Annotated in this window: 12 protein-coding genes, 1 tRNA gene and 4 pseudogenes; 7 read left to right on the forward strand and 10 right to left on the reverse strand. The window is 42.1% G+C overall.

Translation table 11 applies throughout. The features are described from left to right. The first annotated feature begins 9 nt into the window (after positions 1 to 9). Positions 10 to 345, forward strand: coding sequence for an LPP leucine zipper domain-containing protein (locus ACOCD9_RS20740; RefSeq protein ID WP_287742816.1), 336 nt, complete (start codon positions 10 to 12; stop codon positions 343 to 345). A gap of 57 nt (positions 346 to 402) precedes the next feature. Here ACOCD9_RS20740 and ureC read toward each other — a convergent pair whose 3' ends face one another. Then, positions 403 to 2112, reverse strand: a complete 1710-nt coding sequence (gene ureC, locus ACOCD9_RS20745; RefSeq protein WP_002735350.1) for an urease subunit alpha — start codon at positions 2110 to 2112, stop codon at positions 403 to 405. An 81-nt stretch (positions 2113 to 2193) separates the two neighbouring features. Beyond that, a pseudogene (locus tag ACOCD9_RS20750) lies at positions 2194 to 2361 on the reverse strand (polyphosphate kinase 2 family protein); the annotation flags it as partial. Between the two features lie 105 nt (positions 2362 to 2466). Here ACOCD9_RS20750 and ACOCD9_RS20755 point away from each other — a divergent pair. Both ACOCD9_RS20755 and ACOCD9_RS20760 read left to right on the forward strand, forming a co-directional pair. Beyond that, positions 2467 to 2607: pseudogene (locus ACOCD9_RS20755) on the forward strand (transposase); the annotation flags it as partial. Positions 2608 to 2699: 92 nt separating this feature from the next. Next, positions 2700 to 2915 (forward strand): annotated as a pseudogene (locus tag ACOCD9_RS20760) (type II toxin-antitoxin system VapC family toxin); the annotation flags it as partial. Positions 2916 to 2925: 10 nt separating this feature from the next. Here the strand turns inward: ACOCD9_RS20760 and ACOCD9_RS20765 are convergent. After that, positions 2926 to 4245, reverse strand: a complete 1320-nt coding sequence (locus tag ACOCD9_RS20765; protein WP_419548313.1) for a tetratricopeptide repeat protein — start codon at positions 4243 to 4245, stop codon at positions 2926 to 2928. 391 nt (positions 4246 to 4636) lie between these two features. Next, positions 4637 to 4710 (reverse strand) — tRNA-Arg (locus ACOCD9_RS20770). A gap of 43 nt (positions 4711 to 4753) precedes the next feature. Between ACOCD9_RS20770 and moaC the strand changes: the two genes are divergently transcribed. After that, complete coding sequence (moaC, locus tag ACOCD9_RS20775; protein ID WP_419548314.1) at positions 4754 to 5254, forward strand: cyclic pyranopterin monophosphate synthase MoaC; 501 nt, start codon at positions 4754 to 4756, stop codon at positions 5252 to 5254. A gap of 281 nt (positions 5255 to 5535) precedes the next feature. Here the strand turns inward: moaC and bchH are convergent, their stop codons facing one another. Both bchH and ACOCD9_RS20785 read right to left on the reverse strand, forming a co-directional pair. Beyond that, positions 5536 to 9201: a magnesium chelatase subunit H gene (gene bchH / locus ACOCD9_RS20780; protein WP_419548315.1), complete on the reverse strand. Its 3666-nt coding sequence runs from the start codon at positions 9199 to 9201 to the stop codon at positions 5536 to 5538. A gap of 75 nt (positions 9202 to 9276) precedes the next feature. After that, positions 9277 to 9579 (reverse strand): annotated as a pseudogene (locus ACOCD9_RS20785) (flavin reductase family protein); the annotation flags it as partial. Positions 9580 to 10056: 477 nt separating this feature from the next. Here ACOCD9_RS20785 and ACOCD9_RS20790 point away from each other — a divergent pair. Together ACOCD9_RS20790 and ACOCD9_RS20795 are read left to right on the forward strand one after the other, a co-directional pair. Beyond that, a complete protein-coding gene (locus tag ACOCD9_RS20790) occupies positions 10057 to 10341 on the forward strand; it encodes a UPF0175 family protein (RefSeq protein ID WP_002754799.1) in 285 nt (94 codons plus the stop codon). Beyond that, the gene (locus ACOCD9_RS20795) at positions 10328 to 10810 is read left to right on the forward strand and encodes a DUF3368 domain-containing protein (RefSeq protein WP_110578515.1); all 483 of its coding nucleotides are present in this window, start codon (positions 10328 to 10330) and stop codon (positions 10808 to 10810) included. Before ACOCD9_RS20790 ends, ACOCD9_RS20795 begins: the two co-directional genes overlap by 14 nt. Before the next feature lie 72 nt (positions 10811 to 10882). Here the strand turns inward: ACOCD9_RS20795 and ACOCD9_RS20800 are convergent, their stop codons facing one another. Then, positions 10883 to 12613 carry a diflavin flavoprotein gene (locus ACOCD9_RS20800; RefSeq protein WP_419548316.1) on the reverse strand — a complete coding sequence of 577 codons (1731 nt, stop codon included), beginning with the start codon at positions 12611 to 12613 and terminating at the stop codon, positions 10883 to 10885. Between the two features lie 365 nt (positions 12614 to 12978). Between ACOCD9_RS20800 and ACOCD9_RS20805 the strand changes: the two genes are divergently transcribed. Beyond that, positions 12979 to 13269, forward strand: coding sequence for a hypothetical protein (locus ACOCD9_RS20805; RefSeq protein WP_287702361.1), 291 nt, complete (start codon positions 12979 to 12981; stop codon positions 13267 to 13269). A gap of 120 nt (positions 13270 to 13389) precedes the next feature. On the opposite strand, the gene hypF is transcribed toward ACOCD9_RS20805, so the two are convergent. The 3 genes from hypF to ACOCD9_RS20820 are packed head-to-tail and all read right to left on the reverse strand — an operon-like array spanning position 13390 to position 16926. Further along, positions 13390 to 15654, reverse strand: coding sequence for a carbamoyltransferase HypF (hypF, locus tag ACOCD9_RS20810; RefSeq protein WP_419548317.1), 2265 nt, complete (start codon positions 15652 to 15654; stop codon positions 13390 to 13392). A gap of 50 nt (positions 15655 to 15704) precedes the next feature. Next, positions 15705 to 16379: a hypothetical protein gene (locus ACOCD9_RS20815; protein ID WP_045357602.1), complete on the reverse strand. Its 675-nt coding sequence runs from the start codon at positions 16377 to 16379 to the stop codon at positions 15705 to 15707. Between the two features lie 52 nt (positions 16380 to 16431). Then, on the reverse strand, positions 16432 to 16926 hold the full coding sequence (locus tag ACOCD9_RS20820; protein WP_419548319.1) for a hypothetical protein: 495 nt from the start codon (positions 16924 to 16926) through the stop codon (positions 16432 to 16434). Positions 16927 to 17892 lie beyond the last annotated feature (966 nt).

Below are 17892 nucleotides of genomic sequence, written 5' to 3' on the forward strand. Positions count from 1 at the left end.
GGTCACACAATGGCAACATTTACAGAAAACGACCTCAAAGAATTAAAAGACTTTATTGTAGGACAATTCAAAGAAGTTAATGACAAAATAGACAAGTCATCTGAACAACTTAATGGCAAAATAGACAGATTATCTGAACAACTTAATAGTAAAATAGACAAGTTATCTGAAGAAGTGAATAATTTAAGAGTTGACCTAGCAAATGTTAAAGGAGAATTAACAGGCGTGAATAAACGCCTAGATAACTTGGAATTTACTAATCGAACCATCTTTGTTGCTATTGTTACTGCACTAATGGCAGGATTAGTTAAGTTATTTTTCCCAAATTTTCCTACTAATCCTTAACCGTTGATTCAAAAAGAAAACGGATTTTTTGAAAAAACCCGTTTTCTGAAATCGCATTCAAAATAGGAAATAGCGTTGGGCCATGGGTAAAACCGTAGCCGGTTCACAGATTAATAATTCTCCGTCAGCACGCACCTCGTAGGTTTCGGGATTAACTTCCATGCGCGGTAAAGCGTCATTTAGCTTCATACTAGCCTTACTGATATTGCGCGTATTCGACACTGCCACGGCGGTTTTTTTCAGCTTTAACTTCTCAGGAATGCCCGCTTTCATAGCATATTTAGAAACAAATGTCAAGGAAGTTTTGGCGATCGCACCACCAAAAGAGGCAAACATGGGACGCATATAAACCGGTTGGGGTGTGGGAATACTGGCATTAGCGTCGCCCATTTGCGCCCAGGCGATTAAACCGCCTTTCAGGACAATTTCCGGTTTTACGCCAAAAAATGCCGGTTTCCAGAGAACCAAATCGGCTAATTTGCCCACCTCGATGGAACCGACATAATCGGAGACACCATGGGTAATAGCAGGATTAATCGTATATTTAGCAATATATCGTCTTGCCCGCAGATTATCATTCTCTCCCGTTTCCCCGGTCAGTCTGCCCCGTTGTACCCGCATTTTGTGGGCAGTTTGCCAAGTGCGGATAATTACTTCCCCCACCCGTCCCATCGCTTGAGAATCGGAGGAAATGATGCTAAAAGCCCCTAAATCGTGGAGAATATCCTCGGCGGCAATAGTCTCTCGGCGGATGCGGGATTCAGCAAAAGCCACATCTTCGGGAATACTCCGGTCTAGATGATGACAAACCATCAACATATCGAGGTGTTCCTCTAAGGTATTCGTCGTATAGGGACGGGTGGGATTGGTAGAGGAGGGTAAAACGTTCATTTCCCCGCAAACCCTGATAATATCGGGAGCATGACCACCGCCGGCCCCTTCCGTGTGGTAGGTGTGAATGACGCGATTTTTAAAAGCGGCGATAGTGGCCTCAACAAAACCGGCCTCATTGAGAGTATCCGTATGAATCGCCACCTGCACATCGTACTTATCGGCCACGCTTAAACAGGTATCAATGGCTGCCGGAGTGGTTCCCCAATCTTCATGGAGTTTTAAGCCAATTACCCCCGCTTTTACCTGTTCCGCTAGTCCTTCCGGCTGACTGCTATTGCCTTTACCCAAAAAACCCAAATTCATCGGGAAAGCTTCGGCGGCCTCTAGCATTCGATAGATGTTCCATTCTCCCGGGGTGCAGGTGGTGGCATTAGTTCCCGTCGCAGGTCCGGTCCCGCCACCAATCATCGTGGTAATCCCCGACGCAATCGCTGTCTCAATTTGTTGGGGACAGATAAAATGAATATGGGCATCAATCCCCCCTGCTGTCAAAATCATCCCCTCCCCGGCTAATGCCTCGGTAGCAGGACCGATAATAATATCGACATTATCTTGAATGTGGGGATTGCCCGCTTTACCGATTTTATAAATTTTGCCGTCTTTAATGCCCACATCGGCTTTAACGATGCCCCACCAGTCGAGAATTAAGGCATTAGTAATCACTAAATCTACCGCCCCATCTTCCCTAGAAATGGGGGATTGGCCCATCCCATCGCGAATTACTTTACCGCCGCCGAATTTTACCTCATCGCCGTAGGTGGTGAAATCTTTTTCGACTTCGATAAATAATTCCGTGTCTGCCAGGCGAACTTTATCTCCGACGGTGGGGCCGTAGGTTTCTGCATAGGTGCGGCGATCGATGCGATAATTCATAGGGGGAATTCTTGAAAATCGACATTGATTATACGATCGATTTTCCGGCAATTATCGCTTTTTGGGGATTTTCTTCCATTTTTAATCTGGCTCGTTTTCGAGGATTTCTTTGGCTTTCAGTAAAGCTTGACGATGTTCTTCGGTGACGGTGGGATATTTTAAACCGAGGGATTCGAGGGTGTGATAAATAACCGCCCCCACAGCTAAACGGGTAAACCATTTGCGATCAGCCGGGATAATATAGAAGTTATACCAATTCTCCAAAGTCTGACTACAGAAGTTTAATCCCCCTAAATCCCCCTTAAAAAGGGTGACTTAAATTCGATGTGTAGTTTTCATTTAGAGAAATGGTATTATTTCGAGCCAAGGACAACGAATGGAGTGGTCGAGGGAATCAACAATAAACTTAAACTAATAAAACGGAGAGGCTATGGCTTGAGAAACTTTCGGAATTTTTGGGTTAGAAGTATGTTATTTTGGCATCTTGTCTGTTGATTTAGCATAAAGAGTAACGAAGAGCCATCTTTACTTCTACATCCTATCTATAATAGGCGTTTTTGTGTGACTTTTTTCGACGTTCAACACTTCTGGATTTACGCAATGACAGCAAAACTATAATCATTCCCCAAACCAGTGAACAATTTCAGCAAGCTTTTGATTTTTATAAAAAACGATTAGACAAAGGTTACAGTTTAACCGATTGTGCTTCCATGCAGATTATGAGACAACTGGAAATTTATGAAATATTAACTTTTGATAAGCATTTTCAGCAAGAAGGATTTAGCGCTTTACTCAGAGAATAGTCAGTAAATTTTACTTCACTTTAATTTTTTTCCTCGCTTCATATAACCATTGTTCTTCCTCTGTGTTAATTTCCCTCCCTTGAGCTAAATTAAGACATTTACGCCAATTTTCCTGAGATAATTTCTTGTCTTCTTTTTCTAAAAGTTGAGCATAAATACAAAAAGCAGCACCGGGATTGCGGATAAATTTCTGATAAGCTGGATTTTCAGCGATACCAATAGCAACTAAAAGATTAGGAATTGCATCTTCACTGCGATTTTGCTTAAATCTGGCCCAGCCTAGATTTTTATAAATACTATATTTTTGTACTGCTAAATTGCGTTTCTCCTCTTCAGTAAATTGGTCTAGTTTTTCATCTTTTTCTGCTAATAATCTCTTAGCTTTTTCCAGTAACTCTACCGCTTCTGCATTCTTATTATCGCGCAGATACCAATAAGCGAGATTATTATAAGCATCTATAAAACCACCTTTTGCCGCAATTAAATAGTGTTTCTTCCCATTAGTCAAATCCTGTAACTCTTCATAAAGTGTTGCCAACTTATAATGAGCATCTAGATTATCTGGATCTAACTCAATTGCTTTTAAATACTTCTCTTCGGCTGAAGCTAAATTAGGAAATTCTTGACTTGCTGGCGGAGGAGATTGTAAACGGTTGCCTTCTTGCTTATAAAGCTCAGAAAACCAAGAGAAATTTAGATAAATTCCCAAGAGAAAAGCAAAGACTATTACTGTTACGGAAAACTGTATTTCTTCATGCCAATGTTCAGCAATCCTACGAAATTTCATTAACTTAACAAAACCCTTCTGGCGCGTCCGTGTGAGAGCATTTTCAGTTTGTAATAAAGAAATGAAAGTCGAAAAAATAACACCTGCTATTTCTGGCAAACCTGAACCACCACTAAGAAACCGAGTGGCAATCGTTCCGATTAATGTAAAATTAACCCCTAATAAAACCAGTTTACCGCTTCTCAATAACCAATCAAAGCGATTGCAAGGATGCAGAGATTCCCTACTTTCTAAATGCCACCACCAAGCCTGAGCAGAAATAGGTAAAGTCTCCCGATATTCAGCTAAATCAAGAACTTGAGTAATTTTGTAACTTTTCTGTTTTAATCTATTATCTTGTTCGATTAATTTTAACGACATATCAACGGAAATTTCCGCCTCGGCTTCCATTCGTTTCTGAAGAGCATCTCTGGCGGAAATAATTTCTAAAGCCTGTGCTTTTTTAAGAGATTTATTATGAGAAGTATCTAAATAATTTAGAGCATTCTGGTAACGCTCTAAAGCAACTTGAAAGGGTGTCGGCACAGGTGCAGGAGAATTCATATTATACTAAATCCGTTGAGCATAGGTTACTTATAAGGACAGGCAAAAGGCAAGAGGCAAAAGGCAAAAGGGGGAATAAATAATCAGTTTTTAATAACCAGATTTAGTATTATATAGCAAAGAGCGGGGTGGTTAGGACAATCAATCGCTGAAACCCTTGACCGATAAGAGTTTGAAAATTGAAAGCGTCCTAACTAACTCGTTCTATGCCATACAATCCTAAAAGTTTAGTTTCTTTCACTGTTTGAGGGTAAAAAATACTCCAGCAAAACTGGCTGATGATACTAAATCCTGTTTAAAAAGTATAGGAAAGTGGGAAGATGGGGCAAAAAACCAAAGAAATTAGGAACCATAGGTTCCTAATTCCTGTAGTATATGCCATTGTATGTAACGGGCTTGGAGAGACTCGAACTCCCGACCTTGTGGTCCGTAGCCACACGCTCTAATCCACTAAGCTACAAGCCCTTGTTTTTCTCAACAGTAAACTACTATAGCACAGGTTCATTCAATGACGCAAGAGGGTAAAGAAAAATTATCTCATCTCGACGGCCAAGGCGAGGCCCAGATGGTGGATGTATCGGAGAAAATGCCCACTAAACGCACTGCTATCGCCCTAGGACAAGTGAGAATGCTAAAAACGACTTTTGAAGCCATAGAACAGGGAAATGCGCCTAAAGGTGACGTTTTAGGGACGGCCAGACTAGCGGGAATTATGGCGGCCAAACAAACTTCCTCCTTAATTCCCCTTTGCCATCCCTTACCCCTGCAAAAAATCAATGTTCAGATTATCCCGAAAGCAGAGTTACCCGGTTACGAAATTCGCGCAGAAGTGGTGACAAAATCGGAAACTGGGGTAGAAATGGAAGCTTTAACGGCGGTATCTGTGGCAGCCTTGACTTTATACGATATGGCCAAAGCGTTAGAAAAATCAATCCTGATTGAAAATATCCGTCTGCTGAGTAAAACAGGAGGAAAATCAGATTATCATCAGGATTCCCTGTTGCGATGAAAACCCTAAGTAGGGTTTGCGGCAAAAAGTTTTTCCTGGTGTCAGGGTGTGGGGTGTGGGGTGTGGGCTTCGGCCGTGAGCTCAGCCGAACGGGTGTGGGGTGTGGGGTGTAGGGTGTGGGGTTGTACCAATTTTCAGGACGTTCGGCGAGCTCAGTCGAGCCGGAGTCAATTACCTAATTTTCGGGGAAAAAGTACCTGACTCCAATCGCTGGCACTTTTTGATTTCAAAAAAGCCTAAAGATATTATCCAACAAGGTTTTTAGATTTATTCAGCAAACCCTAAGTAACCCCTTCTAACTTTTCATCGGTCAATTGATATAATTCCTGTAATTTCTCTAATTTGTCGGGGTCTGCTTGCCAAAAACCGCGACCCTGTGCTTCTAACATTCTACCGACAATATTACGGAAAGCTTCGGGATTAGCTTGACGCAATTTTTCCGCCATTTCTGTATCAAAAGCGTAGGTATCGGCTGCCTGATCATACACCCAATCGTCACTAAAATTAGCCGTACCGCCCCAACCAATTAAAGCGGTCATTCTTTGGGAGATTTCGTAGGCCCCACCGGAACCTTGATTAACCATGGCATTGGCCCATTTAGGATTGAGTAATTTACTGCGGTATTCTAAGCGCAAAACCTCCTCTAATTTGCGGGGAGTTGTATCATTGGAAAAACTCTCGACAAAACTCGTCATCACCCGTTTACCGCTTTGTTTTTCTGCGGCTAATTTTAATCCTCCTGTATTGCCGTAGTATTCCTGAATATCGGTTAAACCGTATTCTACCGAGTCAATTTCTTGGATAATACTTTCACTGGTTTTTAATAACTGTTGTAGCACTTCTGGCCGCGCTTGTCCCTTATCTTGACGACCATAACTAAAAACATTACGCTTTTCCCAAGTTTTCGCTAATTCGTTGTCATTGTCCCAATTTCCCTCTACTACTTGGTCATTAACTAAAGAGCCAAAATCCCCAGCAGGATTGGAAAATAAACGAGCGCTGGCATTGTCAATTCCTTGACTTTTTAAGGCTAAATAGTGCTTACGGATATAATTATCATTTTCCGATTCTTCTATCTCGGCTGCCCGCTGCATTAAATCATCCAATAACTCGATAATATTGATAAAAGTATCCCGAAAAATTCCCGATAAATTAGCCAGAATATCGATGCGCGGGTGTCCAATTTCCCCTAAAGGTTTTAATTCATACCTGACAATTCTTCCCGTCCCCTCTTTCACCGGTTCCGCACCAACTAATTCTAAGAGAATACCCAGGGATTCACCCTTAGTTTTAATCACATCTAATCCCCAGAGTAAAACCGCTACAGTTTCGGGATATTTTCCTTTTTCGGTTAAGTTTTGTTCTAGCAGTTTTTTGGCGATTTCTCGTCCGCGAGTGTAGGCTGCGGGGGAAGGCATCCGGTAGGGATCCAAAGCGTGTATATTGCGTCCTGTGGGTAAAACTCCCGCACCATCCCGGAGTAAATCACCCCCCGGTGCCGGTGGTACATATTCCCCATTTAATCCCCGCAAAAGATTAGTTAATTCTTCGCTATTTTGTCCTAATAAATTTTTAATAGCAATGCCTTCTTTAAGCTTTTCATTGGTTGCTTCATCAGCGATAATTTGCTGAAATTCTCGCTCAGATAAATCGGTAAAATAAGCATCAAGATAACCTTTTAATTCTTCCTGATTGGGAGCAGTTCCTAGAGTGTGTAAACCCGAAGAAAATAGTCTTTGTTCGACGATTTGTAGATAATTATACACCTTGACAAAATAATCGGTTAGTGCATAGCGGCTAAATAATTTGGCATTTTCTAAAGTTAATTCTATTCCCTGTTTTTCTGCTTCCAGAAAAGGACAATCTTTAGCGATACCTGTATCAATAATCTTTTGGAGGATACTATCTCTTAAAGCGTAATTTTTCTCAGGATTTTCTCGAAACTCTGCAATCAAATCTCGTAAAATCATCAATTCTTTATATAATCCCGCTCGTCCGTAGGGAGGCACATTATGGGAAATTAACACCCCATAACCGCGACGTTTGGCTAGGATAGATTCCGAGGGATTATTAGCGGCATAAATATATAAATTCGGTAAATCTCCTAATAAAATATCTGACCAAGAATAACCAGTATTTCCTAGGGGTGAACCGGGCAGCCATTCGACGGTTCCGTGCATACCAAAATGAACGAGCGCATCGGTCTTAAAATTTTTTTGTAACCACTGATAAAAGGCTGCATACTGAGGGTGAGGAGTTAAATCTTTTTCAAACATTAACCGCATCGGATCCCCAGCAATTCCTAAAAGTGGTTGCACTCCAATCCAGATATTACCTAACTCAATTCCCCCTAAATGATACTGGTCGCCAATAGTTTTTATCCCCGCATCTTTCAGAGATTTCCAGTGTTTTTCAATGCGAGAAGTTAACAGATAACCTAGCCAATTTTCTAAAGTTTCTATCGATAAACGATTTTGTTTAGAGAGATTTTCATCATCGGCAAATTTAACTTTTTGAATAATTTCTTCCCCGTCTTCGGGAATTGTTCCCACATTATAACCCTGCGCTTGTAAAGCTTGTAAAAACTTAACTAAACTCCGGGGAACATTTAATAAAGCTGCCGTACCAACTGCCCCATAACCCGGGGGAAATCCATAGAGAATGATGGCTATTTTCCGTTCTTGCGGAGGGGTTTTATGTAACTTAATCCAACTGTTTAAACGTCCAGTTAAACGCTGTAATCTTTCGGGGATTAAATAGATAGTTTCCCCCACTAATCCCCCGAGAGGAATTGTATCAATTGCCCCATCTAATTCCGGTAAAGCGTATAGAACCACACTCTGTAAACCACCGATTCCCTGTCTTGTCCAAGAATAAATATCTTGAATCAATAAAGGGGCAGCGATAAGATAAGGAATATTTTTAGCGGACAGAATTCGTTTAGCCACTTCTACCTGTCTTCCTGCTTCCATAGAACCCGCAGGACCCCCCACCAAAGGAAAGCCAATCGTCGAGACAATTGCATCTACTGTCACCGCATCTTCACTTAAAGAAGGAGTTTCAATGATTCCTTTTTTTCTTTGCTGAATTTCGTAGTCTGTGGTTAACCAATCCCGAACAATTGTATGGCCTTCCACTCCGTTAATAAACACGGGTAAGGGAATTAAATTAGCCGTTTCAAAATGACGGATTAATTGATTAATATAGGGCAATTTACTGATAACGTGCTTCCGATAAAGCAGCAGTGCCACCACTGGTTTATCAAGGGATTTATTTTTTTGATACCAAGTCAAATATTCTTGGGGAGTGAGAAAATAACCCTGATAATCGGGGTGTAATAGTCCCTTATTGGGAGTTTCGATAACTTCGGGTATTTCCTGTACTTTTAATCCTAGATATTTTTGGGCAATTACCCAACACATAGCGGCAACATTTTCGGTTCCTCCCGCATTCCAATAACCGTAAATAATTAACCAGTTACGCAAATCTTGAACTTTTTTAGTGGGAATAAATTTCAGCAGTTTCGGACCAGTTTTAAGGAAACTGAGATAACCAGCTAACTTATCTTCTTCCTTGCCACTGGAAAATTTACTCAAGATAAATTGAATTGGTTTTGGCATTCCTTTTGGTTTATCCCCGATGGCAAATTCTCCCAAACGGGTTAAACTCATTAACTCTAAAGCAGACTCAAAAACTAAGCGAATCGGAATCTGTGCCGCTCGTTGCCGCAGCCAAGTAACTTGATCGTAATCGAAGATCAAACTAGCAAAAAAAACGTCGGCAGTGGCTAAAGCTTGCTCGACTATTTCCGGTTCGCTAGTCAAGGATTTATCGCTGAATACTTTTACTTCTAAATCGGGACATTTAGAACTAGCCAACAGGCCCGATTGCCGATATAAATTGGTGTTAAAGGTTTCAAAGCCAACAATTAAAACAATACTTTTCATAAGAATTTATTTTCTGATAAATCAGGGTGCGTTATTTTGCCTTAACACACCCCCTGAAATGATCATAACAACAAATTAATAATAACTGCCAGATTTGCGATGATGGATGGCGGTTAAACCTTGCTGTAAAACCTTACCTTTTTCTGCGATCGCATAAAGCAGCCAATGATCACCGCACTCCATTCGTTGTCCTACCCGACATTCCAGATAAGCGAGCGCTTCGGCCAAAATCGGACCACCGTTCTCAGCTTTAGTGGTTTCGATATTAGCGAAACGATCTTCTCCTGGAGTAAAAGGTTTAAGAAAATGCTTCATTAAAGCTATATGTTGTCCTTCTTGCCGGATATTAAGGACAAAATGGATATAAAGTGGGTAGAGTCGATGAGAGGTATTATCCTCCAGCAATTCTCATTTTAAGGTTTCATGACATTAAAACCCTTGCACCTAGAAGGGTTAATAATTCTTAACGAATCTCTAGATCGCTGAAACAAGGCAAAATCGTTTCAAAATGAGAATTGCTGCCACTATCTCACCTGCATCGGTCTAACACCCCCTTAATAAGACTTATAGCAGAGAACGAGTTGGTTAGGACAACCTAAATCGCTAAAATTCAGTTCTGGCAAGGATTTTCCTTCTGCCTTCTGCCCGCTGCTATAATAGCGCACTGTGCGGTTTAATCACCTCAATCAGGAGTCAGGAGACGATGCCAAATCAGATTATACTTCATCTTTATGAGAAACGCTGTAAGCTGTAATAATTAAGAGGCATCTTAAAAAAAGTCAGAAACCCTTCTGTTCCCTGTTCCGGAGTTCCCTTGTCTCTAAAGTTAACTTTATTTTTAACTAGGTACTTAGAATGAAAAATGAAATATTAAATCTAGAATTTTCTCCCGATGTTCTTGCCGCTTTAAAAATAGGAATTGATGAACTCGGTCAAGAAATTAAACTTCTGGCCGCTATTTATTATTTTCAAGAAAAGCGACTTTCTTTAGGAAAAGCGGCGGAATTAGCGAGAATTAATCGCCTAGAATTTATGGATATTTTGTCTAAAAAAGGGATTGTATTGTTTGATTATGACGAATCGGCGTTAGCGGTTGAATTAAAGGGAATAGAAAAACTGGAGCCTGATGATTGTAAGTAACGCTACTCCCCTCATCGCTTTTGCGCGAATTGGTCAACTCGGTCTTTTACAAGAAATAGTTAAAAGCATCATTATTCCTAAGGCGGTAGCTCTTGAAATCAGCACTTATGATCAAGACAAAACTGGCTCGATCGATCTATTACGAGAACAGTGGATTTCTGTCCGAGAAATCGCCTCTCAACAGCAGGTTTCCTTACTATTACCGACTCTGGATCGAGGAGAATCAGAAGTCATCGTCCTTGCACTAGAACAAAAAGCCTCTTTAGTGCTTATCGATGAATTAGCTGCTCGTCAGGTATGTAAATCTCTCAATATTCCAATTACAGGTTCGATCGGTATTTTAATTAAAGCAAAACAGTTGGGAAAGATCGCTGCAGTCAAACCTTACATAGAAACGATGCAACAACAAGGCATATACTACAGCCAGAAATTTATTGATCTTGTTTTACAAACAGTAGCAGAAGGATAGGGGAGAGTATTGTTCACTTTCGGGATCAGCCGAAACCCTTGTTTTTTGCGATCCCTTGCCCGTCACCATGAGTTAATAATAACTGCCAGATTTGCGATGATGGATGGCGGTTAAACCTTGGTGTAAAACCTTGCCTTTTTCTGCGATCGCATAAATCAGCCAATGATCACCACACTCCATTCGTTGTTCTACCCGACATTCCAGATAAGCGAGCGCTTCGGCCAGAATCGGCCCACCGTTCTCAGCTTTAGTGGTTTCGATATGAGCAAAACGATCCTCCCCGGGGGAAAAAGGTTTAAGAAAATGCTTCATTAAAGCCAAATGTTGACCTTCTTGGAGGATATTAAGGACAAAAGGCGTACCGCTATAAAGCAGAGACTCGATCGCTCGTTCTTTCGCCACGGCAATAGTCAATCCGGGGGGTGTGAACGTCGCTTGCGACACCCAAGAGGCTAACATGGCGCCGCGCAATTCCCCCAATTCGCAGGTGACGATACAGAGAGAACCCACCAAACGGCCCAGAGCCTGCGATCGCCGATCGCTTTGGGATTGGTTAACATTAGTTTTCGGTTGTCTGCTTTTGCGAGCTTTTTTGACTGCTTGAGCGAAATCGGTTCCCGCTTCCTCACAGGTCTTTAAAATTGCCTCCGTGGGTTTAAATTTAACCCGAATTGGCTCAAAACCGAAGCGATAACCGCCATCCCGGAATTTACCTTCCAAAAGATCGACCGCTTCCCCACTCCAACCGTAGGAGCCAAAAACTCCCACCAGCTTGCTTTTATCGCCATTTGCTAGGGTAATCCCCAAGGCGGTTTGGATGGGAGTCGGTGCGTGTCCTCCCAAAGTGGGGGAACCAAAGATAAAACCGACACTTTTTTCGATCGCCGTTTTGATCTCGTCCGGTTCAGCGAACTCGGCATTAATCGCCGTGACTGCTACTGCCGCTTTCGTGATCCCCATGGCGATCGCTTGAGCGAGGGTGGCGGTGTTGCCGTAGGCACTAGCATAAATCAGGGCGATTGTCAACTCCTGGGACTTTTGTACTGCTAACCATTGTTGATAGGAAAGGGTCAATTCGTGCATCGCGTAACGCACCAACGGACCGTGACCAACAGCATAAAATAAGGGCGATTTAGCGGCTAATTTCTCCAAAGCGTTGCTAATTTGGCTGGCATAGGGAGCCATGAGACAATCAAAATAATAACGCCGATCTTCGTTATAAACGCTCCAACCCTCATCAAAAATTTGGTCGCCACAAACGTGCGCTCCGAACAATTTATCGGTGTAGAGAATATCGGTTTTACTGTCGTAGGTACAGAGTTGATCGGGAAATCTGGGGTTAGGAGTGGGGATAAATTCTAATTGATGGTTTGCCCCTAAATTTAATATTTCTTCCCCCTTGACAACCAACAGATTTAATGCTTCGGTTTCGAGAATTTTTTTCAGGGAAATTGCCCCCGGATTGGAACAAACAAAAGTGACTTGAGGCGCGATTTCTAAAAGTGCCTTGAGGGTGACGGCACGATTGGGGTTAACGTGACCGAGAATAATATAATCAATCGTTTTCGGATCGATTCTTTTAGTTAAAGCCTCTAAAAATATAGCCGAGAATGATTCCCCCGGTGGATCAAAAAGAGCGACCTTTTCACCTTTAATCAGATAACTATTGGCGGTGGTTCCCTTTTGTAATCCGTATTCGATCTCGAATTTTAACCTGTCCCAAGTGCGGGAACGAAAGACAAAAGTATCGACGGCAATAGGTGCTACTTGTACATCTCTCGGTTTGACAATTGCATTATTCATAATCTTAGTTACCAGTTATCAGTTAATTAGTCAAGTAGTTAAGCGGCAACTTGAGGCTGTGATCATTTTTTACTAGGCAAGTTTGGCATTAAAGTCAACACTTGATTTTTGACTAAATACAGCCTTTTATCGCTGGGGACGAGTGGGGAAATTTACAGGTTATCTTGCCAGCCGGAAGGACATCAATATCTAAAGTACACTATCTCTGGGAAGAAACCTAGCTTCTAGCAATTGGCTCGCGGGTAACGATACTCCTCTGGGGGGATTTGCCAGTCTATTGAGAAATTCTAAAGGGAAGGTGATCCCCAGAAGCGAGGTGCTAGTCTGAGGGAAACCCTGCTCTTTCCCTATCAAGCAAAGTTTTTATGAGCTATCAGCACTCGTCTTTTGACTGCACTAGCGCCAATTTTGAGAAAGCCGCTTTGAGTCATTTTCGCACTCTTGTGGCTTTTTTACCGGATAATTGCCGTGTTTACCGACAAACTTGGGAATTTTCTACGGTTCTCTGTCTCGATTTTCTAGCCTGTTTGCAGGGACTAGCAATCACTCATCAAAATTTCGCCCATCTAGTTAATGTGACACAAGAACTGGGTTTAGGTCAAGCAATTATTTTGAAAGTAGGCAATAAAATCGTTGAGTGGCATCGTTTAAACTAAAATCTCAATTTTCGACCATCTCAACAGTCTAGAAAAAAATCGGCTCTCTGTGTTCTTTGTGTCTCTGTGGTTTATAACTACCTCTTGCCTGTCCTAACCAAGAAGTTAATTTTGTCCTATCTAGAACTGTTTGAGTCTAGAAAAAGCCCCGATAATTTGACCAAGGCTAATACCACCATCATTAGTGGGAACAGTTTGCTGCCAGTAGGGTTGAAATCCCGAAGCTTGTAGGCGATTAATTGTTCTTTCCGTTAGATAACGATTTTGAAAACAGCCTCCCGTCAGGAGAATTTTTTCTCTACCTATTTGGTGAGCAATTTCTACAATAATCTCACTTAAACTATTATGAAATTTAGCGGCAATTATGCCGATTTGTACTTGTTTTTCTAAATCCTCAACAACTCCTAAAATTAGCTGATTCCAATCAATAACTATGGGTGAGTCATCTGATAAAGAAAAATTATAATATTCCTCGGTTTTAATGTCCTCAAGGGCAAATTCTAACTGCATTGCTGCCTGTCCCTCAAAACTTAATTGATAACATAAACCTAGAATCGCAGCCACACCATCAAACAAACGCCCGACACTAGAAGTTAACGGACAATTAATTTTTCTGGTTAACATTTGCCTAAAAATAGACCATTCCTGTTCACTAAAAGCTGATTTTATCCTATCAGTATTTTCCATAACTTCTAGTAATCCTAAAGCCACTCGTCTGGGTTCCTTAACTGCTTTGTTTCCTCCGGGTAATGGCCAGGGTTTAAAATGGGCGACTCGCTGCCAAGAATCGGCAGTGATATGGATAAATTCTCCCCCCCAAATTGTGCCGTCTAAACCGTATCCTGTTCCATCCCAAGCAACCCCTAAAACCGGAGGTTGTAGCTGATGTTCTGCCATGCAGGATAAAACGTGAGCGTAATGGTGTTGAATGGGAATAACGGGCAAATTTAAACTATAAGCGTACTTGGTCGCTAGATATTCAGGATGAGCATCACAGGCGATAATTTCCGGTGCAAACTCGTATAATTTTTTTAAACTATCGAGAATATTTTCAAAGTGATTGACAGCATTAACTGTATCTAAATCGCCGATATGTTGACTGATAAAAACTTGATTTTTTTGATAGATAGCCACGGTATTTTTAAAATAACTTCCCACGGCCAGAATCGGGGGAAAATCTCCCTCATTAACTTTAACGGGAAAGGGAGCATATCCCCGCGCACGGCGCAAAATCATCGCTTTTCCCGCCATTTCCCTGATAATAGAGTCATCCACTGGTCGAAGGATGGGACGATTATGAACTAGAAATAAATCGGCGATAGTTCCCAATTTTTCTAAAGCTTCTTTTTCCTCAATACAGATAGGTTCATCGGCTATATTACCACTGGTTGCTACAACAGGAAAGCCTAATTCTGCCAATAAAAGATGATGTAGGGGAGTATAGGGTAACATGACTCCTAGATAGGGATTACCCGGAGAAACGGCAGCAGAAAGATAATTTTTTCGCTGTTTAATCAGGACGATTGCTGCAGCAGGAGACTGCAATAATTGCGATTCTAAAGAAGAGACATAACCATGCTTTTTCACTAACTCAAGATTAGGATACATCACGGCAAAAGGCTTATCCAGTCGCTGTTTACGTTGTCGCAATTTTTGCACTGCTTCCGTATTTCTTGCATCGACAACTAGGTGAAATCCTCCTAATCCTTTGATCGCTATAATTTTTCCCTGTTGAATTGCTCTAGCAGTGGCAATTAAAGCTTGATCTTTTTCCGCTAATACAGAGCCTTGACTGTCTAAAAGACTAATTTGGGGTCCGCAACTAGGACAGGCATTCGGTTGGGCATGAAAACGGCGATCCAGAGGGTTTTCGTATTCCCTTTGACATTCGGGACACTGATTAAAACCCCTCATAGTTGTGGCACTGCGATCATAGGGTAAACTCTCGATAATACTGTAACGAGGACCGCAGTTAGTGCAGTTAGTAAAAGGATAGCGATAACGACGATTATTAGGGTCAAAAATATCGGCTAAACAATCGGGACAAGTGGCTAAATCGGGCAGAACAATTGTATTTTTTTCACCGCCGCTGCTAGGACGTATGCTAAAGTTTTGATAACCGACGGGATTTAACCATTGAGTCTCAATATTTTCAATTAGGGATCGAGGGGGTTTTTCTAAAGATAATCGAGTCAAAAAAGTTTCTAGTTTGTCTCGATTGCCCTCGACTTCAATAAAAACTCCCGCTGCCGTATTATTCACCCAACCGGCTAAGTTTAATTCCGTTGCTAATCGATAAACAAAAGGACGAAAACCGACCCCTTGTACTGCCCCGCGCACAATTAAAGCTAATCGCTGCTCGGATTGAATGCTCTGATTATTCATAAATAATTTAACGGGGAAATCATCAAATTCATCCCTGATTACTTTTCCCGTTATACTAAACTTTCACTAATCACTCGACAGCATTCTTCCACACTTGCCCTTTTTTCCATAGCTATCACTAAAGCTTGATAGGCAGTCTGTTGTTTTTCTAAAAGAGTTTTTGCCTGTAATAAACTCCAGCGCTCTTTTTGGGCATAATTATTCTCAGGAACCCCCGCTAATTTTAAGGCCGATTGCAGATAAAATCGATCGCTTTCTCCCCCTGCCGCTTTACCATAAACTAAGGTTTCGGCAGCAATTCCCGCCATCCACACCGTAGAAATTCGCTCTAAAAAAGCAGGAAAATCGGTAAAATTCTTGACTTTTTGCTCTAAATCTGCTAGGTCAAATTGAACACCGCCGACTCCCTCCTGGCCTTGACGAAAGGCTTCCCAGGCGGTCAAACTATAACTGGCGATCGGAATGCCTAAAATATAAGCGGTGAGAAAATGTCCGGCTTCGTGGTGAATAACTCTTTGACGGTGTTTACTAGGAGAAAGAGCATCCAGTAGTAAAGTCACGCCTCGGTTATTAAAGGTGAGAGTATCAACGGTGACTAATCCCAAGAGGCTAAAAGTAGCCAAAGCGGGTACAAAAGGCGAAATAGACAGCAAAGGGGTGACAAATACGGAAAGAGTGATCGAAAAAACGGTAATCGCGATCAGATTTAAAGCTGTCTGTTCCATAAAAATTGATAAAAATATACAAATGCTTAATACTATGTTACATTCCTTAGTTTTATTTTCCCCGAATTAACCAACCAATTACCCCACCCACAAAAGCAGTCACAATCGATATACCGATCTGTTTCCAGTTTTTTACTTCCCCAATTTTTTCAGCTAAATCGGGAATTTTTCCCACGGATGCCTCGATGAGTTGCACTCTTGCATTTAAACCCGTGATTTTTGCGTCTAAAGTCCTGATTTCTCCCTTAATTTCCGTCTGTCCTATCTCTAAGACCTGAATTTCTCTTTTGATCTCTCCGATGCTATTCTCGATCGCTTTTTGTCCATTCTCCAAAGAGGTTAAACGAGTTTCGATCGCTTTTTGTCCATTCTCCAGAGAGGTTAAACGAGTTTCGATCGCTTTTTGTCCATTCTCCAAAGAGGTTAAACGAGTTTCGATCGCTTTTTGTCCACTCTCCAAAGAGGTTAAACGAGTTTCGATCGCTTTTTGTCCATTGATAATCAGATTTTCTAACCTTTTTAGGTCATTTTCCGTAAAAGCCGTCATCAGCTAAACTCCTAATAGATTAATTTTTTCTCGTCTTGAGATTGAGTCGATCGTTGACTAATTTAATTATGGAGTCAAAATCAAACTGTTACCCACTGATAGTTCTAGCTTCGACGCGGCAATAGGGATTGAGGGTGATAGGCAAATTTCCCCCACTTCCCCAATTCCCCACTTCCCTTTACCATAAATAAACATTATCGTTTTCCACTATGGATAACTTTTATTGATGAATATCGCTCGCACTATGCAAGAGGCAATAGAGATTGAGGGTGATCGGGAAATTTCCGCTAAATCCCCGACCTCCCCACTTCCCCACTGATAATTCATAATTCATAATTCCCACCTCCCCACTGATAATTCATAATTCATAATTCATAATTCCCCATCTCCCCTTTACCATAAATAAACATTATCGTTTTCCACTATGGATAACTTTTATTGATGAATATCGCTCGCACTATCCAAGAGGCAATAGGGATTTAGGGTGATAGGCAAATTTCCGCTAAATCCCCCACCTCCCCACTTCCCCACCTCCCCACTTCCCCACTTCCCCACTTCCCCACTTCCCCACTTCCCCACTTCCCCATCTCTCCTTTACCATAAGTAAACATTATTGTTTTCCTGTATGGATAATTTTTATTGATGAATATCGCTCGCACTATGCAAGAGGCAATAGGGATTTAGGGTGATAGGCAAATTTCCGCTAAATCCCCCACCTCCCCCCGGCCCCCCGTGCCCCCGTGCCCCCGGGGGCCCGGGGCCCGCGGGCCCGGGGGGCCCCCGGGCGCCGGGGCCCCGGGGCCCCGGGGCGCCGGGGGCCGGGGGGGCGGGGGGGACGGGGGGACGGGGGGAAGGGGGGAGGGGGGGAAGTGGGGAAGTGGGTAAGTCGGGAAGTGGGGAGGTGGGGGATTTAGCGGAAATTTGCCTATCACCCTAAATCCCTATTGCCTCTTGCATAGTGCGAGC

Source organism: Microcystis sp., assembly GCF_048564745.1.
Lineage (GTDB): Bacteria > Cyanobacteriota > Cyanobacteriia > Cyanobacteriales > Microcystaceae > Microcystis > Microcystis ichthyoblabe_A.